Raw genomic sequence first — 21,805 nt, 5'->3', positions numbered from 1 at the left:
GCCGAAAAGAGGTCGATCGTGACCCCCACACAGACCGAGGTGCCGCAGCGGCGCGGCACGCCCCAGGACACGGACGGCACTCCGGTCATCTCCGTGCGCAATCTGTGGAAGGTGTTCGGGCCGAAGGCCGAGCGGGTGCCGGACTCCCAGGAGCTGTGCGGGCTCACCCGCCGCGAACTGATGGACCGCACCGGATGCACGGCCGCGGTACGCGATGTGAACTTCGACGTCGCGCCGGGCGAGGTATTCGTCGTCATGGGCCTGTCCGGATCCGGCAAGTCCACCCTGGTGCGCTGTCTCACCCGGCTGATCGAACCCACCGCGGGCGAGGTCGTCTTCGAGGGCGAGGACATCCGCGACGCGGACGCGGGGCGGCTGCGCGAGCTGCGCCGGCGCAAGTTCTCCATGGTCTTCCAGCACTTCGGGCTGTTGCCGCACCGCCGTGTCGTCGACAACGTGGCCTTCGGCCTGGAGATCCGCGGCATGAGCAGGGCCGAGCGCACCAGGAGGGCCCTGGAGGTCGTCGAGCTGGTCGGGCTCGCCGGCTACGAGAACTCCTACCCCGACCAGCTCTCCGGCGGTATGCAGCAGCGCGTCGGCCTCGCCCGGGCCCTGGCCGGCGACCCCGACGTGCTCTTCTTCGACGAGCCGTTCTCGGCGCTCGACCCGCTGATCCGCCGTGACATGCAGAACGAGGTCATCCGGCTGCACCGTGAGGTCGGCAAGACGATGGTGTTCATCACCCACGACCTCTCCGAGGCGCTCAAGCTGGGCGACCGCATCCTCATCATGCGCGACGGCAGGACGGTCCAGTGCGGCACGGGCGACGAGCTGGTCGGCGCCCCGGCCGACGACTACGTACGCGAGTTCGTCAAGGACGTGCCGCGCGGCGACGTGCTCACCCTCCGGTGGATCATGCGCGCGCCGGAGGACGGCGACGCCCTGGACGGTCCCGAACTGGGCCCGGACGTCGTGGTGCGGGAAGCGACCCGGGCGGTCCTGGCGGCCGACAAGCCGGTCAAGGTCGTCGAGGACGGCAAGCTGCTCGGCATCGTCGGCGACGAGGAGATCCTCGCGGTGGTCGCCGGGCAGGAAGGCGACAAGCGATGACCGTCGCCGTGGAGAAACCCGAACAACCGGAGCAGACGCGGACGGCGGAACGCCCGGCGCCCGACGCGGGCGTCCGCGGGATCAGCCGTCGCTCGGTGGTCGGCGCGATCCTGCTCGTCTGGCTGGTGCTGTTCGCCGTGCTGCGCGGACGGGACACCCTGTCCCTGGCGGCGGCGGACCTCACCGGTCTGCACCGGTGGTTCAACGACGTCAACGACTCGATCGGCGCGAACCGCAACTCCAACCCGCTCTTCCTCTACTTCTTCAACGAGATCCGTCTGGTCGTCGACACCCTGGTGACCTTCGTCCAGCACCTGATCTCGCAGCCCTCCGACGGCCGCCCCGTCCCGTGGATCGGGTGGCTCGGCGTCGTCGGCATCGCGGGCTACGTCTCCTGGGCGGTGGGCAACTGGCGGGTCGCGCTGCTGGCCGTGGCCGGGTTCACCTTCCTCGGCCTGCAGGGCCTGTGGCAGGAGAGCATGGACACCCTGGCCCTCACCCTCTCCGCGGTCCTGGTGGCGCTGCTGTTCGCCGTCCCGCTCGGCGTGTGGGCGGGGCTGTCCGACCGGTTCGACCGGATCGTGACACCGTTCCTCGACTTCATGCAGACGATGCCGACCTTCGTCTACCTGGCCCCGCTGACGCTGTTCTTCCTCATCGGCCCGGCCTCCGCCACCATCGCCACCCTGATCTACGCCGCGCCGCCGGCGATCCGCATCACCGCGCACGCCATCCGCTCCGTACCCAGGACCACCGTGGAGGCGGCCGACTCGCTCGGCGCGACACGGCGGCAGGCGCTACTGAAGGTCCTGCTGCCGATGTCCAGGCGGACCGTGGTGATGGGCGTCAACCAGACCATCATGGCCGCCCTGGCCATGGTGACCATCGCGGCCCTGATCGACGCGCCCGGCCTCGGCAAGACCGTCGTCCAGGCGCTGCAGTCGCTCGACGTGGGAACGGCCTTCAACGCGGGCCTGGCGATCGTGGTGATGGCGATCGTCCTGGACCGGGTCACGACCGCGGCCGGCGACCGTGAGGAGGCGGCCCGGCGTTCGGAGAACCGCTTCCTGGCCTGGCGGCGGCCGCTGCTGGGCGCGGGCGCGGCGGTCACGGCGGTCCTGGTGTACCTGTCGCACACCTATGTGTGGGCGGCGGAGTTCCCCGGGGAGGGCGATGTCGGCCGTTCCGTCGCGCAGGCCGCCGACACCGCCACCACCTGGGCGCAGGACAACCTGTCCGGCGTCACCAACGCCTTCCGCGACGCCCTCACCAACGGTCTGCTCAACCCGTTCCAGTCCCTCCTCACCGACTCACCGTGGTGGCTCGTCGCCGCGGCGCTGATCGCGTTCGGCGTGGTGTTCGGCGGCCGGCGCGCCGGGCTCACCACCGCCGTGTGCGTGGGTCTGCTGGTCGGCACGGGCCTGTGGTCGGACGGCATGACGACGCTGGCGTCGACCCTCGTGGCGACGGTGCTGGTGATGGTGCTCGGGGTCTTCTTCGGCGTGTGGATGGGGCGCAGCCCGCTCGTCGACCGGCTGGTGCGGCCGACGCTGGACGCGGCACAGGTCATGCCGCCGTTCGTGTATCTCGTGCCGTTCCTCGCACTGTTCGGCGCGACCCGCTTCACGGCCATCGTCGCCGCCGTCGTCTACGCGGCGCCGGTCGCCATCAAGATCATCGCGGACGGGGTGCGGGCCGTGCCCGAGACCACCGTCGAAGCGGCGACCTCCGCCGGGTGCACCACCTGGCAGATCATCACCAAGGTTCAACTGCCGATGTCACGCGGTGCCCTGACGCTCGCCACCAACCAGGGCCTGATCTACGTGCTGTCGATGGTCGTCGTGGGCGGCCTGGTGGGCGCGGGCGCCCTCGGCTACGACGTCGTGGCCGGCTTCTCGCAGGGACAGCTGTACGGCAAGGGGCTGGCGGCGGGGCTCGCCATCGTCCTCCTCGGAGTCATGTTCGACCGGATCACTCAGGCAGCGGCGCGACGCGTGAGCGCGTAAGGAGCACTGACCATGGCAGGGCAAGCAAGACAGTGGAGAGTCGGCGCGGCCGGCATGGCGGTCCTCGGCCTCACCCTCACCGCCTGCGGCGGTGCGAAGGTCGGTGACAGCTCCGAGGCCTCGAGCAGCGGCTCGGGCGGGTGCGGAACCTTCAACCTCGCCGTCAACCCCTGGGTGGGTTACGAGGCCGACGCGGCGGTCGTCGCGTACGTCGCGGAGGAGAGACTCGGCTGCGAGGTCACCAAGAAGGACCTGAAGGAGGAGATCGCCTGGCAGGGCTTCGGGACGGGCGAGGTCGACGCCGTCATCGAGAACTGGGGCCACGACGACCTGAAGAAGAAGTACATCACCGATCAGAAGACCGCGGTCGAGGCGGGTTCGACCGGCAACAAGGGCCTCATCGGCTGGTACGTGCCCCCGTGGCTGGCGAAGGCGCACCCCGACATCACCGACTGGAAGAACCTCAACAAGTACGCGTCGAGGTTCAGGACGTCGGAATCGGGCGGCAAGGGTCAGCTCCTCGACGGCGACCCGTCCTTCGTCACCAACGACGAGGCGCTGGTGAAGAACCTGGAACTGGACTTCAAGGTGGTGTACGCGGGCAGCGAGACCGCGCTCATCCAGGCGTTCCGCAAGGCGGAGAAGAACAAGGAATGGGTGATCGGCTACTTCTACGAGCCGCAGTGGTTCATGTCCGAGGTGCCGCTGGTCAAGGTCAAGCTGCCGGCGTACACGGAGGGCTGTGACGCCGACGCGGCCAAGGTTGCCTGCGACTATCCCGTGTACGACCTGGACAAGATCGTCAGCGCGAAGTTCGCCCGGTCCGGCAGCCCGGCCTACGACCTGGTGAAGAACTTCAACTGGACGAACGACGACCAGAACCTCGTGGCCAAGTACATCGCGGTGGACAAGATGTCGCCGGAGGCGGCGGCGAAGAAGTGGGTCGAGGCCAACCCGGACAAGGTCGACGCCTGGCTCTCGTAGCGCCGAGCCGAGAAGCGGCCGAACACGCCCGGCGGGCGGTGCGCACACACGCGCACCGCCCGCCGGGCACCGCTGTGTTCCGGGCTGTTTTCCGACGTCACGCACCCCCTTGACACCCCCTCCTCGTGCCAGGCACATTGAGTTGCGCAACCTGAATCCTGTTGCGTACACAGCAACTGGACGGTTCTGACTCCGGAGGTGCGGCGATGGCGGGACCCCGAGTGGTGATCATCGGAGCGGGCGTCGTGGGAGCGGCCCTCGCGGACGAGATCTCCGCACGCGGCTGGACCGAGGTGACCGTGGTCGACCAGGGCCCGCTGCCCGCCACCGGGGGCTCCAGCTCGCACGCCCCCGGCCTGGTCTTCCAGACCAACCCCTCCAAGACCATGACCGAGCTGGCCCGCTACACCGTCGAGAAGTTCAGCTCCCTGGACGTCGACGGACAGCCCTGCTTCCTCCAGGTCGGCGGCCTCGAGGTGGCGACCACCCCCGAGCGCCTCACGGAGCTGCACCGCCGCCACGGCTGGATCACCGCCTGGGGCGTCGAGGCCCGCCTCCTGAACCCCGAGGAGTGCGTCGAGCGGCACCCGCTGCTGAACCGGGACAGGATCCTCGGCGGCCTCCTGGTGCCGACCGACGGCCTCGCCAAGGCCGTCCTCGCCGTCGAGGCCCAGATCCGCCGGGCCACCGAGCGGGGCGTGCGCTTCCTCGACCGGCACGAGGTCCTCGACGTACGGCAGAGCGAGGGCCGCGTCACCGGCGTCCTCACCGACCGGGGCGAGATCCCCGCCGACGTCGTCGTGTGCTGCGCCGGCATCTGGGGCCCGAGGATCGCCCGCATGGTCGGCATGAACCTGCCGCTCACCCCGCTCGCGCACCAGCTCGCCTGGACGGGGCCGGTCCCGGCCCTGGCCGGCCAGACCGAGGAGGCGGTGCGCCCGATCCTGCGCCACCAGGACGCCGACCTCTACTACCGGGACCGCTTCGACACCCTGGGCATCGGCTCCTACGGCCACCGCCCCATGCCGGTCTCCGCCGACGACATCCTCCCCGTGGACGAGGCAGGCGGCATGCCGTCCGTCCTGGAGTTCACCGAGGAGGACTTCGAGGACGCCTGGACCGAGACCCGATCGCTGCTCCCGGCGACGAGGGAGGCCAAGGTCGAGGAGGGCATCAACGGCCTGTTCTCCTTCACCACCGACGGCTACCCGCTCCTCGGCGAGTCCGCGCAGGTCAAGGGTTTCTGGGTGGCGGAAGCGGTCTGGGTCACCCACTCCGCCGGCGTCGGCCGGGCCGTCGCCGAATGGCTCGTCGACGGCTACTGTTCCTCGTTCGACCTGCACGAGTGCGACGTCAACCGCTTCGAGCCGCACCAGCTCTCCCCGGAGTACGTACGGGCCCGCGACTGCCGGAACTTCGTCGAGGTCTACGACATCCTCCACCCCCTCCAGCCCTCGGGTGAGCCGCGCCCCATCCGCACCAGCCCCTTCCACGCCCGCCAGCGGGAGCGGGGCGCCTTCTTCCTGGAGGCGAACGGCTGGGAGCGCCCGCAGTGGTACGAGGCCAACGCCCCTCTCGTCGAGGGGCGCGGCATCCCCGCCCCCGACGACTGGGCGGCGCGGTACTGGTCGCCCATCGTCGGCGCCGAGGCCCAGGCCACCCGCGAGACCGTCGCGATGTACGACATGACGGCCCTCAAGCGGCTCGAGGTGGCCGGTCCCGGCGCCGCGGCCTTCCTGGAGCGCCTGTGCACCGGCAAGGTGGCCAAGTCGGTCGGCTCCGTGACGTACACGCTGCTGCTGGACCACCACGGCGGCATCCGCAGCGACATCACCGTCGCCCGGCTGGCCCGCGACCTCTTCCAGGTCGGTGCGAACGGCAACCTGGACCTCGACTGGCTCACCCGCCACCTGCCCGCCGACGGCACGGTCCAGGTCCGCGACATCACCCCCGGCACCTGCTGCGTCGGCCTGTGGGGCCCGCTCGCCCGCAAGGTCCTGCAGCCCCTGGCGGACGAGGACTTCTCCGACGACGGCTTGAAGTACTTCCGCGCCCGGCGCGCCCACATCGGCCCGGTCCCCGTCACCGCCATGCGCCTGTCGTACGTCGGAGAACTCGGCTGGGAGCTGTACACCACCGCCGACCTCGGACAGAAGCTGTGGGACACCCTCTGGCAGGCGGTCGAGCCGCTGGGCGGCGTCGTCGCCGGCCGCGGCGCCTTCAACAGCCTGCGCCTGGAGAAGGGGTACCGCTCCTTCGGCACCGACATGACCTACGAACACGACCCCTACGAGGCCGGGATCGGCTTCGCCGTCAAGCCCGACAAGGAGGACTTCGTCGGCAAGGAGGCGCTGCAGCGGCGCAGGGCCGATGTGCGGCGCAAACTGACCTGCCTCACCATCGACGACCCGCACGCGGTCGTCATGGGCAAGGAACCGGTGTACGACGGCGACCGCCCCGTCGGCTACGTCACCAGCGCCGCCTACGGCTACACGATCGGCAAGGGCATCGCCTACGCGTGGCTCCCGGCCGACCTGACCACCCCCGGCACCGGCGTGCACATCGCGTACTTCGACCGGCGCGTCGAGGCGGTCGTCGCCGAGGAGCCCCTGTTCGACCCGGCGATGTCCCGTCTTCGTGGCTAGCCACGCCGGCCTGCCGGCCCTGTCGGCCTGAACCGCGAGGGGACCACCGCCGGTGACCGCACGACTGCCCGACGGCAGGGCGACCGCCGCCGAGACGCGGCGTGAACCCGCCGAGGGAAAGGCGAACGCCGTGTGCACGCGTTGAACAGTCACCTGGCGGAGCTGGACCCGGAGGTCCACGCCGCCGTCCGTGCCGAACGGCACCGCAGGCGGTCCCCCGCCGCCGGAGCCCGCGTCCTGGCGGAACCCCGCTCCATCCGCACCCGTCCGACCACGGAGACGTCCGATGAGCCCCCGCACCCCCGGCGCCGAACTCCCCGAACACCCCGACCGGCTGTGGCGCACGCCCGAGCCGAAGCGCTCGTACGACGTGATCGTCGTGGGCGGCGGCGGCCACGGCCTCGCCACCGCCCACTACCTGGCGAAGAACCACGGCATCACCGATGTCGCCGTGCTCGAGAAGGGCTGGCTCGCGGGCGGCAACATGGCCCGCAACACCACGATCATCCGCTCCAACTACCTGTGGGACGAGAGCGCCGGCATCTACGAGCACGCGCTCGGACTGTGGGAGGGCCTGGAGGAGGAGCTCGACTACCCCATCCTCTTCTCCCAGCGCGGCGTGCTGAACCTGGCCCACAGCCTGCAGGACGTCCGCGACAGCGTGCGCCGCGTCGAGGCCAACCGCCTGAACGGCGTGGACGCCGAATGGCTGGACGCCGAGCAGGTCAAGGACGTCTGCCCGATCGTCGACATCTCGCCCGACGTGCGCTACCCCGTCCTGGGCGGCACCTACCAGCCGCGCGCCGGCATCGCCAAGCACGACCACGTCGCCTGGGGCCTGGCCCGCTCCGCCGACGCCGCCGGGATCGACATCATCCAGAACTGCGAGGTCACCGGCCTCGACATCGTCGGCGGCCGGGTGGTCGGCGTACGGACCACGCTGGGCCCGATCGCGGCGGGCAAGGTGGCGCTCTGCTCGGCGGGCCACACCTCGGTGCTGGCGGCGATGGCGGGCATCCGACTCCCCTTGCAGAGTCATCCGTTGCAGGCCCTCGTCTCCGAGCTCCTGGAGCCGGTGCACCCGACGGTCGTCATGTCCAACGCGGTCCACGTGTACGTCAGCCAGGCGCACAAGGGCGAGCTGGTCATGGGCGCGGGCATCGACGCGTACACCTCCTACACCCAGCGCGGCGCCTTCCACATCATCGAGGAGCAGATGGCGGCGGCCCTGGAACTCTTCCCGGTCTTCGCCCGGGCCCACGTACTGCGCACCTGGGGCGGCATCGTCGACGTCAGCCCCGACGCCTCACCGATCGTCGGGCTCACCCCGGTGGACAACCTCTACCTCAACTGCGGCTGGGGGACCGGAGGCTTCAAGGCCACCCCGGGGGTCGGCTGGGTCTACGCCCACACCATCGCCCACGACGCCCCTCACCCCCTCAACGCCCCCTTCTCGCTCGACCGTTTCACCACCGGCGCGCTCGTCGACGAGCACGGCGCGGCCGCGGTGGCCCACTAGGGAGCCGAAACCCATGCTGCTGATCCCCTGCCCCTGGTGCGGGCCCCGCGACGAGGCCGAGTTCCACTACGGAGGTCAGGCACACGTGCCGTATCCCGAGGACCCGGCGGCCCTCGGCGACGAGGAGTGGGCCCGGTACCTGTTCTTCCGTGACAACCCGAAGGGCCCCTTCGCCGAGCGGTGGAGCCACGCGGCCGGGTGCCGCCGCTGGTTCAACGCGGTGAGGGACACGTCGACGAACGAGATCCTGGCGGTGTACCGGGTGGGCGAGGAGCGCCCGGCGACCGTCGAGCCCGGGCCGGTGCATCCGGCCCGTCCGGAGGTGCCCCCTCCGGGGGAGTCCGAGGACGAGGCGCCGTCAGGGCCGAACAAGGGTCCGGCGGCGGAACCCGCGGCGGGGGTCCAGGGGGCCGGGCCCATGGCCACGGAGAGGGGCGGGGTGGGGGAGCATCAGCCGTTCCGCCACCCCACCCGCGGCCGAGTCGACCGCGACCAGCCCCTGCGCTTCACCTTCGACGGCACGGCGTACACGGGCTACCGCGGCGACACCCTCGCCTCCGCCCTGCTGGCCAACGGCGTCGTCCAGACCGGCACCAGCATCAAGTTCGGCCGCCCCCGCGGCATCTTCTCGGCCGGCGTCGAGGAGCCGAACGCCGTCGTCCAGATCGAGGCTCCCTTCCCGGAGCCGATGCTCCCCGCGACGACCGTCGAGTTGTACGACGGCCTGGTCGCGAGCAGTCTCCCCGGCCAGGGCCGCCTGGCCACCGAACCGGACCCCGCCCGCTACGACGCCGTCCACGCCCACTGCGACCTGCTGGTCGTCGGCGCGGGCCCGGCCGGCCTCGCGGCCGCCGCGGCGGCCGCGAGGAGCGGCGCACGCGTCGTCCTCGCCGACGACCAGCCGGAGCCGGGCGGCAGCCTGCTCGGCACGGCCGAACACCTCGACTGGGTCGAGGCGACCGCCGCGCTGCTCGACGCCGCCCCGGAGGTCCGCGTCCTGCGCCGCACCACCGTCTTCGGTCACTACGACGACAACCACCTCCTCGCCGTGGAGCGCCGCACCAACCACCTCGGCGCCGAGGCCCCCGGCAACGTCTCCCGCGAGCGCGTCTGGCGCATCCGAGCACGACGTGTCGTGCTCGCCACCGGCGCCCACGAGCGCTCGACGGCCTTCGCGGACAACGACCGCCCCGGAGTGATGCTGGCCGCCTCGGCCCGCGCCCACGTCAACCGCCACGGTGTCCTGCCCGGCCGCCACGCGGTCGTCTTCACCACCAACGACAGCGCCTACGCGGCAGCGCTGGACCTCGCAGGGGCGGGCGTCGACGTCACGGCGATCGTCGACACCCGCGCGGAACCGGGGGAGTGGGCGGACCGTGCCCGGCAGGCCGGCATCGAGGTGCTGTCCGGGCACGCCGTCACCGGCACCGAAGGCGCCCCCCGTCTCACCGCCGTGACCGTCGCCCCGTACGGCGAGAGCGCGGGACGACGGGAGTTCGCCGCCGACCTGCTCCTCGTCTCCGGCGGCTGGAACCCGGTGGCACACCTGTTCAGCCAGGCGGGCGGCAAGCTGCGCTACGACGAGGCGCTCGGCGCCTTCGTCCCGGACACCTGCCGGCAGGCGGTCGAGGTCGCGGGCAGTGCGAGCGGCGTCTTCGACCTGGCCCGGGTCCTCGCGCAGGGCGCAGCCGCCGGTGCCCGCGCGGTCGAGGCCGAGGGCTACACCGCCGAGGCGCCCCGCCTCCCGCGAGTGCCCGCGCAGCCGCATACCCCGCCCATGCGGGTCTTCACCGTCCCGGGCCGTGAGGGCGCCCCCCGCTTCGTCGACCTCCAACGCGACGTCACCGTCGACGACCTCGTCCGCGCGACCGGCGCCGGCCTGCGCTCGGTGGAGCACACCAAGCGCTACACCACGGCCGGCACCGCCAACGACCAGGGCAAGACGTCCGGGGTCCTGGCCAGTGGCGTCGTCGCCGAACTGCTCGGGGTGGAGGTCTCGGCACTCGGCACGACCACCTTCCGGCCGCCGTACACGCCGGTCTCCTTCGCCACGCTCGCGGGCCGGGACCGCGGGGCGCTGCACGACCCGATCCGCACGACGGCCCTGCACGCGTGGCACGTCGCGCACGGCGCCCTGTTCGAGAACGTCGGCCAGTGGAAGCGGCCCTGGTACTACCCGCAGGACGGCGAGGACAGGGAGGCCGCCGTACTGCGCGAGTGCCGGGCGGCCCGCGAGGGCGTGGCCTTCATGGACGCCTCCACCCTCGGGAAGATCGACGTGCAGGGCCCGGACGCCGCCGTCCTCCTCGACCGGCTCTACACCAACATGATGAGCACCCTGAAGGTCGGCATGATCCGCTACGGCGTCATGTGCCGGCTCGACGGCATGGTCTTCGACGACGGAACCGTCATGCGCCTCGCCCAGGACCGCTTCCTGGTCACCACGACGACGGGCAACGCGGCCGCCGTACTGGACTGGATGGAGGAGTGGCTGCAGACGGAATGGCCCGAACTCCGGGTCCACTGCACCTCTGTCACCGAACAGTGGGCCACCGTCGCCCTGGTCGGCCCCCGCTCACGCGCGGTCCTCGGCGCACTCGCCCCCGAACTCGCCGTGGGCAACGAGGACTTCCCCTTCATGGCATGGCGGGAGACCACGGTCGCGGGCATCGGCGCCCGGGTGTGCCGGATCAGCTTCTCCGGCGAACTGGCCTACGAGATCAACGTGTCACCGTGGGAGGCCCTCGCCCTGTGGGAGGCGCTGTACGAGACGGGAGCCCCGTACGGCATCACCCCCTACGGCACGGAGACCATGCACGTCCTGCGGGCGGAGAAGGGCTACCCGATTATCGGCCAGGACACCGACGGCACGGTCACGCCCCAGGACCTCGGCATGAGCTGGGCGGTGTCGAAGAAGAAGCCGGACTTCATCGGCAAGCGGTCCCACGCCCGCGCCGACACCGTCCGCCCCGACCGCAAGCACCTGGTGGGCCTGCTCCCCGAGGACCCGGGGGCCTTCCTCCCCGAGGGCACGCACCTGGTCGCCGACGGCGTGCTGCCCCCGCCGCCCGTCCCCATGCTCGGCCACGTCACCTCCAGCTACCGCAGCGCCGCCCTCGGGCGGACCTTCGCGCTCGCCCTGGTCAAGGGCGGCCGGGACCGCATCGGCGAGCGGCTGTACGCCCCCGTGGGCGACCGGCTGATCCCGGTGACCGTCGCAAGCCCCGTCCTCTACGACCCCGAGGGAGCCCGCCGCGATGGCTGACACCGCCCCGACCGCCCCCCTCCGCAGCCCCCTGTCGCGGGCCGCCGACCGGCTGGCCTCCGCGACGCGCGCCTCCCGGGGCGCGGTGCGGCTGGCCGAGCTGCCCTTCCTGGCCCAGGTCGACCTGCGCCTCGACGCCAAGGGTGCTGCGGCGGACGCCGTGGGCGTCGCGCTGGACCTCCCCCTGCCCCTCGAACCCAACACCGTCGTACGCGGCGGTCGGCTGACCGCGCTGTGGCTCGGCCCGGACGAGTGGCTGCTGGTGGGTCCGCCGGCGATCCAGCGGTACCTGGAGAGCCGGATCCGGGCGGCGGCCGCGGACGAGCCCGTCTCCGTCACCGACGTCTCAGCCCAGCGCACGACGCTCCTCGTCTCCGGGCCCCGCGCCCGGGACCTGCTGTCCCACGGCTGCTCGCTGGACCTGCACCCGCGGGCCTTCGGCGCCGGACGCTGCGCCCAGACCACACTGGGCCGCACCCAGGTCGTTCTGGTCGCCCGGGACGAAGCGAGGGCCGGTTTCTGGGTGCTGGTCCGTTCGTCCTACGCGGCCCACCTGGCGGACTGGCTGCTCGACGCGGCGACGGAGTACGTCTCAAGGGGCGACTGAGGGCGGAGGGCGACGACGACCTCTGTCCCGGTGCGCTACGCACGCCCGCGGCCGCGGTGAACGCCCGGCGGCAGCGCGTGCGGCCCCGTCGCACCCTCTTTCCGGCGGCACCCCCACCGTGACCGGCGCCGCCGGGACCGGTCGGGGGGTGCCGTTGTGCCGACCGGGTCTTGCCCGGCCGCCGGAAACCCGTCACACTGATACCGAACGAATGGTCGGTTGGGAAGCGGGTATCGATGACCACGACACACTCCGCCGAGGCGTCACCACCCCCGGAGCAGCTTCAGGAGCACTTCGACGCCACGATCGCGCGTGACCAGCGGATCGAGCCGCGCGACTGGATGCCGGAGGGCTACCGCAAGACCCTCGTCCGGCAGATCGCGCAGCACGCGCACTCGGAGATCATCGGCATGCAGCCCGAGGGCGAGTGGATCACCCGCGCGCCGTCACTGCGCCGCAAGGCCATCCTGTTCGCCAAGGTGCAGGACGAGGCCGGGCACGGGCTGTACCTGTACTCGGCGGCGGAAACCCTGGGCGCCGACCGCGCGGACCTGACCGAGCGGCTGATCGAGGGCCGCCAGAAGTACTCCTCGATCTTCAACTACCCGACGCTGAGCTTCGCGGACGTCGGGGTGATCGGCTGGTTCGTGGACGGCGCGGCGATCTGCAACCAGGTGCCGCTGTGCCGCAGCTCGTACGGGCCGTACGCGCGCGCGATGGTGCGGATCTGCAAGGAGGAGTCCTTCCACCAGCGGCAGGGCTACGAACTGCTGATGACGATGATGCGCGGCACCGAAGCCCAGCGCGAGATGGTGCAGGACGCCGTGAACCGCTGGTGGTGGCCGTCCCTGATGATGTTCGGTCCGCCCGACGACGCCTCCCCCAACTCCGCGCGGTCCATGGCCTGGAAGATCAAGCGGCACAGCAACGACGAGCTGCGGCAGCGGTTCGTGGACATGACCGTCCCGCAGGCCGAGAAGCTCGGGGTCACCCTGCCCGACCCGGAGCTGCGCTGGAACGCCGAGCGCGGCCACCACGACTTCGGCACGCCCGACTGGGACGAGCTGATGCGGGTCATCAAGGGCGACGGACCGTGCAACGCCGAGCGGATGGAGCGGCGCAGGACCGCCCACGAGGAAGGGGCCTGGGTACGCGAGGCGGCCACCGCCCACGCGGCCAAGCAGGCGGCCCGCGCCGAGAAGGGAGCGGTGGCATGACCGCCGAGAAGCAGGGATGGCCGCTGTACGAGGTCTTCGTGCGCGGCAAGCGCGGGCTCAACCACGTCCACGTGGGTTCGCTGCACGCGGCGGACGACGCGATGGCGCTCACCCACGCGCGTGACTTGTACACGCGGCGCAACGAGGGCGTCTCGATCTGGGTGGTGCGCTCGGAGCACATAGCCGCCTCCACCCGCGACGAGAAGGACCCCTTCTTCGCGCCCAGCGCCGACAAGGTCTACCGCCACCCGACCTTCTACGACATCCCCGACGACGTCCCGCACATCTGAAGGAGAGGGCATGAGCGACGACCACGTCTACCTGACCCTCGCCGAGGGACACGAGGACGACGCCCGCTGGGCCTACGGCACCGGCTTCGAGGACCCGTTGCACGGCGTGGACACCACCGTGCCCGAGGGCGTCGACGCCTCCCGCCTCGCCGCGGACTGCGTGACCCTGGCCGACGACGCCCTGGTCAGCGCCCAGCGGCTCGCCGAGTGGACCACCCGCGCCCCCGAGCTGGAGGAGGAGGTCGCGCTGGCCAACATCGGCCTCGACCTCCTCGGCCAGGCCCGCCTTCTGTACGCCCGCGCCGGGCAGGTCGACGGCACCGGCCGCGGCGAGGACGCCTACGCCTACTTCCGGGACCCCGGCGACTTCCGCAACGTACGCCTGGCCGAACTGCCCAACGGGGACTTCGCGTTCTCCGTCGTCAGGCTCCTGATCCTGTCCAGTTGGCGCCTCGCCCACTTCGAGCACCTCGCGTCCCACCCCGACCCGGTCCTGTCGGCCATCGCCGCCAAGGGCGTCAAGGAGCTGACGTACCACCGGCAGTACGCCGCCGAGTGGGCGGTGCGCCTGGGCGACGGCACCGAGGAGTCCCACCGCCGGATGCGCCGGGCCCTGAAGGAAGCGGCTCCGTACCTGGCGGAGCTGTTCACGGCGTACGACGGACGGGACGAGGTCGTCTCCGTCCTGCGCCAGGTCACCGAGGCCGCCGGACTGCCCATGCCGGTGTACCGGCCGCTGCCCGGCGACGGCCGCACGGGAACGCACACCGAACATCTCGCCCCGTTGCTCGCCGAGTTGCAGGGCGTGGCCCGCGCCCACCCGGAGGCGACATGGTGACGGCCCTGCTCGACGCCCGGCGCGCCCGGCGCATCGCCGAGCAGGTGCCGGACCCCGAGCTGCCCATGCTCACGCTGGCCGACCTCGGCGTCCTGCGCGGCGTCGAGCTGACCGGGGAGGGCACGGTGGTGGCGCGTCTGACGCCGACCTACTCGGGCTGCCCGGCCATGGCGGAGATGCGGGCCGACGTCGCCGCGCGGCTGCGGGACGCCGGATACGCGCGCGTGGAGATCCGTACCGTTCTCGACCCGCCGTGGACCAGCGACTGGATCACCGAGGCCGGCCGGCGCAAGCTCGCCGAGCACGGCATCGCGCCGCCCGGGGCCGCCCCCCGCCGCACCGCCGGTCCGGTCCCGCTCGTGCTGTCGCCCACCTGGCGCACGGTGCCCTGCCCCCGCTGCGGTTCGGCGGACACCGAGGAGACCTCCCGCTTCGCGGCCACGTCCTGCAAGGCGCTGTGGCGCTGCCGCGCCTGCCGCGAGCCGTTCGAGTACGTCAAGGAGATCTGATGGAAGGCCTGAGGGAAGAGCTGACGGAGCCGGCCGCCCCCACTCCCGCTCCGGCGGTACGGCCGCGGGCCCGCCGCCGGCCGGCCTTCCACGCCCTGCGCGTAGCCGCCGTACAGCCGCTGTGCGCCGACGCCGCCGCGGTCGCCTTCGACATCCCGGCCGAACTGGCCGAGGAGTTCGCGTTCGCCCCGGGGCAGTCCCTCACCCTGCGGCGCGAGATCGACGGCCGCGACGAGCGCCGCTCGTACTCCATCTGCTCGCCGGCCGGCTCGGCGCCGCGCATCGGCGTGCGGGTCGTGCCGGGCGGCTTGTTCTCTTCGTGGCTCGTCAACGACGTACGGCCCGGGGACACCGTCGAGGTGATGGCCCCCACCGGCGCCTTCACCCCCGACCTCACCACCCCCGGCCATCACGTGCTGATCGCGGCGGGCTCCGGCATCACCCCCATGCTCTCCATCGCCGAGTCCGTCCTCGCCGCGGACGACCGCTCGACCGTCACCCTCTTCTACGGCAACCGCCGCACCGACACGGTGATGTTCGCGGACGAGCTGGCCGACCTGAAGGACCTCCACCCGGCCCGGTTCCAGCTCGCCCACGTGCTGTCCCGCGAGCCGCGCGAGGCCGAGGTGCTCTCCGGCCGCCTCGACGCCGGCCGGCTCTCGACGCTCATCGACTCACTGGTGGACGTGCGCACCGCCGACCACTGGTGGCTGTGCGGCCCGCACGGCATGGTCCGCGACGCCCAGCGCGTGCTGGCCGGCCTCGGCGTCCCCGCGGACCGTGTCCACCAGGAGCTGTTCTACGCGGAGGACGAGCCCGTACGGGAGGTCCACCACGAGGAGGCCGCCACCGAGGGCCCGGTCAGCCAGGTCACCATCACCCTCGACGGCCGCTCCACCGCCGCCGCCCTGCCCAGGGGCCGGACCATCCTCGAGGGCGCCCAACTCACCCGCCCCGACCTGCCGTTCGCCTGCAAGGGCGGCGTCTGCGGCACCTGCCGTGCGCTGGTCGTCGACGGCAAGGCGGACATGCGCCGCAACTTCGCCCTCGAACCGGCCGAGGTCGACGCGGGCTACGTCCTCACCTGCCAGACGTATCCCGCCTCGGAGTCCCTGACCGTCGACTTCGACAGCTGAGGCACCGTGACGACGCTCACGGGCGGATCCCGTCGCAGGCGAGGGGGAGGTGCCGCGGTCCGCGCAGAACGGCGTTCTGCCGGTACGGGGGCGGGTCCTCCAGCAGACGCGGGTTCTCCAGCCTGCGGGCCAGTTCCGACAGGGCGAGCTGGGCTTCCAGCCGGGCGAGCGGTGCGCCGAAGCAGCTGTGGATGCCGCTGCCCAGGCCCAGGTGCTGGATGTCCCGGCGGTCGGGGTCGAAGCGGTCCGGGTTCTCGAAGCGCTGGGGGTCGCGGTTGCCGGATGCGAGAACCAGCCACAGGGAGGCGCCCTTGGGAATGGTGACGCCGCGGATCTCGATGTCGGCGAGGGGGGTGCGCTGCGGCACCAGTTGCACCGGTGGCTCGAACCGCAGCAACTCCTCGACGATCGGCACGGCCAGCCGCGGCTCCGCGCGGAGCCGCCGCAGGACGTCCGGGTTGCGCAGCAGGGTCAGCATCCCGTTGGTGACGAGGTTGACGGTGGTCTCGTGGCCGGCGATCAGCAGCAGTGCCGCGGTGCTGAGCAGTTCCATCGTGGTCATGGTGCCGTCCGGGCCCTGGGCGGTGGCCAGCTGGGAGAGCATGTCGTCCCCGGGCTTCTTGCGGCGTTCCTCGATCAGGCCGGCCAGGTACAGGCCCAGCTGCATACGGGCCTCGTGCGACTCCTTGCCCCGTTCGGCGGGATCCGCGTCGGGATCGGGGTCCAGGCTCGCGGCGATGGTGTCCGCCCAGGTGTGGAAGCGCGCCTCGTCCTCACGCGGCACCCCGAGCAGCCGGCAGATCACCGTCACCGGGAAGGGGTACGAGAACTGCTCCACCAGGTCGAACCGGCCCGGATCGCCGATGCCGTCGATGAGGCCCGAGACGATGCCGCGGAGTTCCCCGCGCATCCCGTCGACCCGGCGGGGGGAGTGCGGCGGACCGAAGGGCCGGTTCGTCATGCGCCGCAGCCGGTCGTGTTCCGGCGGGTCGAGCCGGAGGAAGCTCGGTGGCAGGGCGCCCTCCTCCTGGGCCGACTCGGCCAGCGGATCGCGGGCGGTCGAGGCCAGATTGCGGGCGTCGGAGCTGATCCGGGGGTCGTGCAGCAGGCTGCGGATCTCGTAGTAGGTGCTGACCACGTACGGCCCGTCCGCTTCGTGGTGGACCGGCGTCTTGCGCAGCTCTTCGTAGATCGGGTACGGATCGGCGCGGTTGGCGTAGTCCAGGATCTGGTGCAGCAGGGATGGCGTCATGGCGGGTCCTCGTGGCCGTGCGGGGTCAGCGAGCGGGGGTGAACGTCATCCGGCGGTCGGCCGGCGAGTATCCGCTGAGGGTCACCGTCGGGCCGTGGGTGGGAACCGACGGGTCGGGGAAGTCCGCGTCCAGGGGCCGTCCCGCGTCCGCGCGCCGGCCGACCGTCGCGAACGGCGGCGGGAACGGGGCCGTGGTCTCGATCAGCTCCTGGTAGAACGGCAGCCACCGGGCATGGTCGAAGGCGACCGCGCCGATGACGCGCCCCTGGTACCCGTACACGCCCACGAACCTGTGCGTGTCGAGCGCGCCCTGCGAGACGACGATCTCCGTCCCCATCGACGGCACACCGACCGACTTGATGTTCACCCCGAACTGCGACGACCAGAAGGCCGGCACCCACATGTGGGGGAGGCGGTCGGAACTCGCGCTGAGCATGTTGTGCGCCGCGATCCGGGCCTGGGCGACGGCGTTGCCCCAGTGCTCCAGGGACAGGAACTGGTAGCCGAACAGGGGGTGCGGGGAGCGGGCGACGTCGCCCGCGACATAGATGTCGTCGGTCACGATGCCGCGGATGTCGAAGGCGCGGCAGCCGGCGTCGCAGGCGATGCCGCGGGGGCCGGCGCCCAGTCCCGACCCGGCGAGCCATTCGGTGTTGCGGGTGGCGCCGAGCGAGACGACCACCACGTCGGCCTCGAGGGTGGAACCGTCGGACAGATGCGCGGCGCGTACCCGCCCCGATGCGTCACCCTCCAGCGCGGTCACCATGACCCCGCACCGCAGGTCCACGCCGTGCTCGCGGTGGAGCTCGGCGGCGACCGCGCCGACCACCCCGCCGAGTGCGCCGACCAGGGGCGCCGCGCCGCGCTCGGCGACGGTGACGGGGAGGCCGCGCTCGCGGCAGGCGGAGGCGATCTCCGACCCGGTGAACCCGGCGCCGATGACGAGGACCCGCTTCGGGCCCTGGGCGAGCCGCCGCGCGAGCGCGGCGCTGTCGTCGCGGGTCCGCAGCACGAAGACGCCGTCGAGCTCCGCCTCGGCCTCGTGCGGCCACGGTCGGGCCCGCACGCCGGTGGCGATCAGCAGACGGTCGTACGGCACCTCGTCGCCGTCGGCCAGCCGCACCCGTCGGGCGGCCATGTCCAGGCCGGTGGCGGGCACGCCGAGACGCCATGTCGCGTCGAGGGCCCGGCGCCGTGGCAGTGCGGTGCGGTCGGCGTCGGCCATGCCCAGCAATACCTGCTTGGACAACGGGGGCCGGTCGTACGGCTCGTGGGGTTCGTCGCCGATCATCGTCAGGGAACCGGCGAAGCCCTCGTCGCGCAGGGTCTCCGCGGCCCGCAGGCCGGCCAGCGAGGCGCCGACGACGACGATGCGGCCCTCGCGTCGGAGCTGCTCCAGGGATCCTTCACCGTTCACCGGACACCGCCTCGGCCGGTGCGTCCACCGCGTCGACGAGGATGGCCTGGACGGGGCAGGCCGCTGCGGCCTGGGCGAGCTTCTCGCGCTGTGCCTCTTCGGCCTCCGGGGTGTACAGCAGCCCCTCCTCCCCGTGCATGACGAAGACGTCGGGGGCCAGGAACGCGCACTGCGCGTACCCCTGACAGCGGTTCAGGTCGACGACAAGCCTCACCAAGGGATCTGTCCTCTCCGGTGGCCCGCTTCCCCCCGCGACCATCCTCCGCGTCCGGTGCGGAGGCGGCGACGAGGAGAGGCCCGTTCGGGTGAGGGTGGTCGCGGCTCAGGCCGGGGCGGCCGGCCGGGAACCGGCGGGATGCCGGCCCCGCAGGATGTGCAGGCCGACGATCAGCGCCCAGACCGGGAAGACCAGTTCGGACCAGGGCACGTCCGCTCCCACCACGAGCAGCGTCAGACCCACGAGGTGGCCGAGGACGACGAGCGGGCGCGGGAAGACGCCGAGGCGCCGTCCGATGGTGGAGGTCGTGAAGACGAACACCGCCGCCATGCGCATCCCGTACGTGGTCAGGAGGGTGTAGGCGAAGTGTCGGCCGAACGAGGAGGGCCGCCCACCCTCGGCGAGCACGGTCCCCGCCGCCGCGGCACTGCCGAACAGGGCGGCGACGAAGACCAGCCCGCTGCCCAGGAACACGGTGGACACGAACCGGTCCTCACCCTCACCGGCCTGCTCGCGCAGGGCTCCCATGAACCACAGGAAGGCGATCCCGGCGAACGGGAGCAGTGCCAGCGCCGTCCGCACGGCGCTGCGCTGCCCGGCGTCGACGGAGATGCCGGCCGCGTCGGCCCCGCCGGGCAGGGCGAGGCGCATCAGGACGATCGCCGTGGCCATCAGGATCGCGAAGACGACCCCGGCGATACCGGTGGCCCGGGGTGTCCCGAGACGCTCGCGCTGGTGCTCCATGCTCCCTCGCTCTCTGTCCGCACCGCCTTCGTACAGACAGCATCAGCCCGGGACTTCGCGCCACCGGGCGACCCGGAGGACGTCCGCGCCACGGGCGGACCGGAGGGGCCGCAGCGCAGCGGGGCGCCAGTGGCGATACGACGTACCGTACACTGACCCGTATGCCGCGACACTCGCCTTCGCTGGACCGCGCGACCCCGGACCGCATCGCCGAGACAGCCCTCCTCCTGGTCGACCAGGGCGGTCCCGAGGCTCTGACCTTCCGCGCGCTGGCCGCACGGCTGGACATCTCCCTCGCCTCGCTCCAACGGCGCTGCACCGACCTGGCAGGACTGCTGGACCTCTGCATCGACCAGGTGGCCGCCCGGCTGCCGGAGATCGAGCCGGGCACCGACTGGGCCACCGCCTCCGAGGCCCGGTTCACCGGGCTGTACCGGCTGCTGGCGGCTCACCCGGGGCTCCTCGCCCTGCGCGGAACGCGGCCCTGGCTCGGCCCCAACCTGCTGGCCCGCCTGGTCGAGCCGCAGCTCGCCGACAGCCTCGCCGCCGGAATGACCCCCGAGCAGGCGATCACCGCGTACCGGCGGATGTACCTGCTCACCCTCGGCAGCGCCGGATTCGTCGACCACCGCGCCCCCGAGACCGCCCGGGCGGCCACCCGCACCGCCCTCGCCGCACTCGACCCGGAGGAGTTCCCGGCGCTGACCGGCCACCTGGCCGCGATCGTGCCCGCCGTGACCGACCACGAGGTCTACTACGGCGCGCTCCGCCAGCTCATCCAGGCGGCGACCCCGGCACCGCCCGCCGCGGCCCCAGGCTTCCCGGCACCGGCGCCCGCCGCACCCCAGGGCTCCGAGGCGCCGGATCGCCACCGCGAAGCCTGACCTCCCCGCGCCGGACCGGCGGGCTCCCGGCCCCTGGTTCCTTCCGTCGTCGAGAACAGCGAGGACCCCCCGAGCATGAGCACCACCACCCCCACGGCACGCACCTTCAGCAGCGACAACACCGCCGGCGCCTCCCCGGAGATCGTCGAGGCGGTGACCCGCGCGGCATCCGGCCAGGCCCTGCCCTACGGCGCGGACGACGGCACGGCCGCGGTCAGGCGCCGGATGAGCGAGATCTTCGAGCGTGACGTCGACGTCCTGCTGGTCTCCACCGGGTCCGCCGCGAACGCCCTGAGCCTGGCCGCGCTGACCCCGCCCTGGGGCAGCGTGCTGTGCCACCGCGACAGCCACATCAACAACGACGAGTGCGGGGCGCCCGAGTTCTACACGGCGGGCGCGAAGCTGGTCCCCCTCGGTGGCGACGACGCCAAGATCGACCCGGCGGAGCTGAGGGCCGCGGCACGGCACAAGGCCGGGGACGTCCACAGCGTGGAACCCTCCGTGGTGAGCGTCACCCAGGCCACCGAGACCGGAGCGGTCTACACCCTCGACGAACTCCGCACCCTCGGCTCGATCTCCGAGGAGGCGGGTCTGCGCCTGCACATGGACGGCGCCCGCTTCGCCGGAGCCGTCGCCTCCCTCGGTCGCACCCCCGCCGAGCTGACCTGGCGGGCCGGCGTCGACCTGCTGTCCTTCGGGGCCACCAAGAACGGCACGATGACCGCCGACGCGATCGTGGTCTTCGACCGCACCCGCACCGCCGAACTCGCCTTCCGCGCCAAGCGCGCCGGTCAGCTCACCTCCAAGATGCGCTTCCAGGCCGCCCAGCTGGACGCCTACCTCAGCGGCGACCTGTGGCTGCGCAACGCGGCCCACGCCAACGCCATGGCCGCCCGCCTCCTGGAGGGCCTGAAGGCGATACCCGGGGTGGTTCCGCTCGGCGCCGCCGACGCCAACATCCTCTTCTGCCACCTGCCCCAGCAGGTCATCGAGGGACTCCTGGCGGACGGCTACGTCTTCTACCACGACCGCTGGGCACCGGGAGTCGTCCGCTTCGTCACCTCCTTCGCCACCACGCCGCAGGACGTCGACGACCTCGTCCGGGCCGTCGGCCGACACGCCGCCTGACCGACCGCCGGCAATGGGCGGGCAAGGGCGCCAGGCG

18 protein-coding genes are annotated in these 21,805 nt (G+C 72.3%); 14 read left to right on the top strand and 4 right to left on the bottom strand.

The genetic code is table 11. The features are described 5' to 3' along the window. The first annotated feature begins 18 nt into the window (after positions 1-18). The 12 genes from ACIHAR_RS12355 (at position 19) to paaE (ending at position 16,126) form a co-directional block, all read left to right on the top strand. Positions 19-1,110 carry a glycine betaine/L-proline ABC transporter ATP-binding protein gene (locus ACIHAR_RS12355; RefSeq protein ID WP_365468325.1) on the top strand — a complete coding sequence of 364 codons (1,092 nt, stop codon included), beginning with the start codon at positions 19-21 and terminating at the stop codon, positions 1,108-1,110. Then, positions 1,107-3,116, top strand: a complete 2,010-nt coding sequence (locus ACIHAR_RS12350) for an ABC transporter permease (protein WP_400018970.1) — start codon at positions 1,107-1,109, stop codon at positions 3,114-3,116. The genes ACIHAR_RS12355 and ACIHAR_RS12350 overlap by 4 nt, the downstream gene beginning before the upstream one ends. Positions 3,117-3,128: 12 nt before the next feature. Then, complete coding sequence (locus ACIHAR_RS12345) at positions 3,129-4,100, top strand: ABC transporter substrate-binding protein (protein WP_365468320.1); 972 nt, start codon at positions 3,129-3,131, stop codon at positions 4,098-4,100. A 206-nt stretch (positions 4,101-4,306) separates the two neighbouring features. Continuing rightward, the gene (locus tag ACIHAR_RS12340; RefSeq protein WP_365468318.1) at positions 4,307-6,745 is read left to right on the top strand and encodes an FAD-dependent oxidoreductase; all 2,439 of its coding nucleotides are present in this window, start codon (positions 4,307-4,309) and stop codon (positions 6,743-6,745) included. 286 nt (positions 6,746-7,031) lie between these two features. After that, entirely contained in the window at positions 7,032-8,264 is a 1,233-nt protein-coding gene (locus tag ACIHAR_RS12335; protein WP_388749085.1) for a sarcosine oxidase subunit beta family protein, read from the top strand. Between the two features lie 13 nt (positions 8,265-8,277). After that, a complete protein-coding gene (locus ACIHAR_RS12330; RefSeq protein ID WP_400018968.1) occupies positions 8,278-11,529 on the top strand; it encodes a sarcosine oxidase subunit delta family protein in 3,252 nt (1,083 codons plus the stop codon). Continuing rightward, positions 11,522-12,136 (top strand): sarcosine oxidase subunit gamma, encoded by a 615-nt coding sequence (locus tag ACIHAR_RS12325; protein ID WP_400018966.1) that lies wholly within the window; start codon positions 11,522-11,524, stop codon positions 12,134-12,136. The genes ACIHAR_RS12330 and ACIHAR_RS12325 overlap by 8 nt, the downstream gene beginning before the upstream one ends. Positions 12,137-12,372: 236 nt before the next feature. After that, positions 12,373-13,353: a 1,2-phenylacetyl-CoA epoxidase subunit PaaA gene (gene paaA / locus ACIHAR_RS12320; RefSeq protein ID WP_365468308.1), complete on the top strand. Its 981-nt coding sequence runs from the start codon at positions 12,373-12,375 to the stop codon at positions 13,351-13,353. Further along, positions 13,350-13,643 (top strand): 1,2-phenylacetyl-CoA epoxidase subunit PaaB, encoded by a 294-nt coding sequence (gene paaB, locus ACIHAR_RS12315; protein ID WP_365468305.1) that lies wholly within the window; start codon positions 13,350-13,352, stop codon positions 13,641-13,643. Before paaA ends, paaB begins: the two co-directional genes overlap by 4 nt. A 10-nt stretch (positions 13,644-13,653) precedes the next feature. Further along, positions 13,654-14,481, top strand: coding sequence for a 1,2-phenylacetyl-CoA epoxidase subunit PaaC (gene paaC / locus ACIHAR_RS12310; protein ID WP_400018963.1), 828 nt, complete (start codon positions 13,654-13,656; stop codon positions 14,479-14,481). Further along, the gene (paaD, locus tag ACIHAR_RS12305) at positions 14,475-14,990 is read left to right on the top strand and encodes a 1,2-phenylacetyl-CoA epoxidase subunit PaaD (protein ID WP_400018961.1); all 516 of its coding nucleotides are present in this window, start codon (positions 14,475-14,477) and stop codon (positions 14,988-14,990) included. The genes paaC and paaD overlap by 7 nt, the downstream gene beginning before the upstream one ends. Beyond that, the gene (paaE, locus tag ACIHAR_RS12300) at positions 14,990-16,126 is read left to right on the top strand and encodes a 1,2-phenylacetyl-CoA epoxidase subunit PaaE (RefSeq protein WP_400018960.1); all 1,137 of its coding nucleotides are present in this window, start codon (positions 14,990-14,992) and stop codon (positions 16,124-16,126) included. Before paaD ends, paaE begins: the two co-directional genes overlap by 1 nt. A 16-nt stretch (positions 16,127-16,142) precedes the next feature. Here the strand turns inward: paaE and ACIHAR_RS12295 are convergent, their stop codons facing one another. The 4 genes from ACIHAR_RS12295 to ACIHAR_RS12280 all read right to left on the bottom strand — a co-directional run bounded on the left by ACIHAR_RS12295 (position 16,143) and on the right by ACIHAR_RS12280 (position 19,756). Continuing rightward, a complete protein-coding gene (locus ACIHAR_RS12295) occupies positions 16,143-17,378 on the bottom strand; it encodes a cytochrome P450 (RefSeq protein ID WP_365468293.1) in 1,236 nt (411 codons plus the stop codon). A gap of 25 nt (positions 17,379-17,403) precedes the next feature. Next, positions 17,404-18,795, bottom strand: coding sequence for an NAD(P)/FAD-dependent oxidoreductase (locus tag ACIHAR_RS12290; RefSeq protein ID WP_400018958.1), 1,392 nt, complete (start codon positions 18,793-18,795; stop codon positions 17,404-17,406). Continuing rightward, entirely contained in the window at positions 18,785-19,009 is a 225-nt protein-coding gene (locus tag ACIHAR_RS12285) for a ferredoxin (RefSeq protein WP_365468389.1), read from the bottom strand. Before ACIHAR_RS12285 ends, ACIHAR_RS12290 begins: the two co-directional genes overlap by 11 nt. 108 nt (positions 19,010-19,117) lie before the next feature. Next, on the bottom strand, positions 19,118-19,756 hold the full coding sequence (locus ACIHAR_RS12280; protein WP_400018956.1) for a hypothetical protein: 639 nt from the start codon (positions 19,754-19,756) through the stop codon (positions 19,118-19,120). A gap of 161 nt (positions 19,757-19,917) precedes the next feature. Between ACIHAR_RS12280 and ACIHAR_RS12275 the strand changes: the two genes are divergently transcribed. Next, positions 19,918-20,640: a TetR/AcrR family transcriptional regulator C-terminal domain-containing protein gene (locus tag ACIHAR_RS12275; protein ID WP_365468284.1), complete on the top strand. Its 723-nt coding sequence runs from the start codon at positions 19,918-19,920 to the stop codon at positions 20,638-20,640. A gap of 75 nt (positions 20,641-20,715) precedes the next feature. Continuing rightward, complete coding sequence (locus tag ACIHAR_RS12270) at positions 20,716-21,768, top strand: threonine aldolase family protein (RefSeq protein WP_400018954.1); 1,053 nt, start codon at positions 20,716-20,718, stop codon at positions 21,766-21,768. The last annotated feature ends 37 nt before the right edge of the window (positions 21,769-21,805 follow it).

The organism is Streptomyces sp. NPDC052016, assembly GCF_044548445.1.
GTDB lineage: Bacteria > Actinomycetota > Actinomycetes > Streptomycetales > Streptomycetaceae > Streptomyces.
The sequence above is the reverse complement of the archived record's forward strand: the minus strand, read 5'-3'. Positions and strand labels throughout refer to the sequence as shown.

Coding starts and splice junctions, on each gene's coding strand:
- ACIHAR_RS12350 (WP_400018970.1), top strand. CDS start 1,107: ATGACCGTCGCCGTGGAGAAACCCGAACAACCGGAGCAGACGCGGACG.
- ACIHAR_RS12345 (WP_365468320.1), top strand. CDS start 3,129: ATGGCAGGGCAAGCAAGACAGTGGAGAGTCGGCGCGGCCGGCATGGCG.
- ACIHAR_RS12340 (WP_365468318.1), top strand. CDS start 4,307: ATGGCGGGACCCCGAGTGGTGATCATCGGAGCGGGCGTCGTGGGAGCG.
- ACIHAR_RS12335 (WP_388749085.1), top strand. CDS start 7,032: ATGAGCCCCCGCACCCCCGGCGCCGAACTCCCCGAACACCCCGACCGG.
- ACIHAR_RS12330 (WP_400018968.1), top strand. CDS start 8,278: ATGCTGCTGATCCCCTGCCCCTGGTGCGGGCCCCGCGACGAGGCCGAG.
- ACIHAR_RS12325 (WP_400018966.1), top strand. CDS start 11,522: ATGGCTGACACCGCCCCGACCGCCCCCCTCCGCAGCCCCCTGTCGCGG.
- paaA (WP_365468308.1), top strand. CDS start 12,373: ATGACCACGACACACTCCGCCGAGGCGTCACCACCCCCGGAGCAGCTT.
- paaB (WP_365468305.1), top strand. CDS start 13,350: ATGACCGCCGAGAAGCAGGGATGGCCGCTGTACGAGGTCTTCGTGCGC.
- paaC (WP_400018963.1), top strand. CDS start 13,654: ATGAGCGACGACCACGTCTACCTGACCCTCGCCGAGGGACACGAGGAC.
- paaD (WP_400018961.1), top strand. CDS start 14,475: ATGGTGACGGCCCTGCTCGACGCCCGGCGCGCCCGGCGCATCGCCGAG.
- paaE (WP_400018960.1), top strand. CDS start 14,990: ATGGAAGGCCTGAGGGAAGAGCTGACGGAGCCGGCCGCCCCCACTCCC.
- ACIHAR_RS12295 (WP_365468293.1), bottom strand. CDS start 17,378: ATGACGCCATCCCTGCTGCACCAGATCCTGGACTACGCCAACCGCGCC.
- ACIHAR_RS12280 (WP_400018956.1), bottom strand. CDS start 19,756: ATGGAGCACCAGCGCGAGCGTCTCGGGACACCCCGGGCCACCGGTATC.
- ACIHAR_RS12275 (WP_365468284.1), top strand. CDS start 19,918: ATGCCGCGACACTCGCCTTCGCTGGACCGCGCGACCCCGGACCGCATC.
- ACIHAR_RS12270 (WP_400018954.1), top strand. CDS start 20,716: ATGAGCACCACCACCCCCACGGCACGCACCTTCAGCAGCGACAACACC.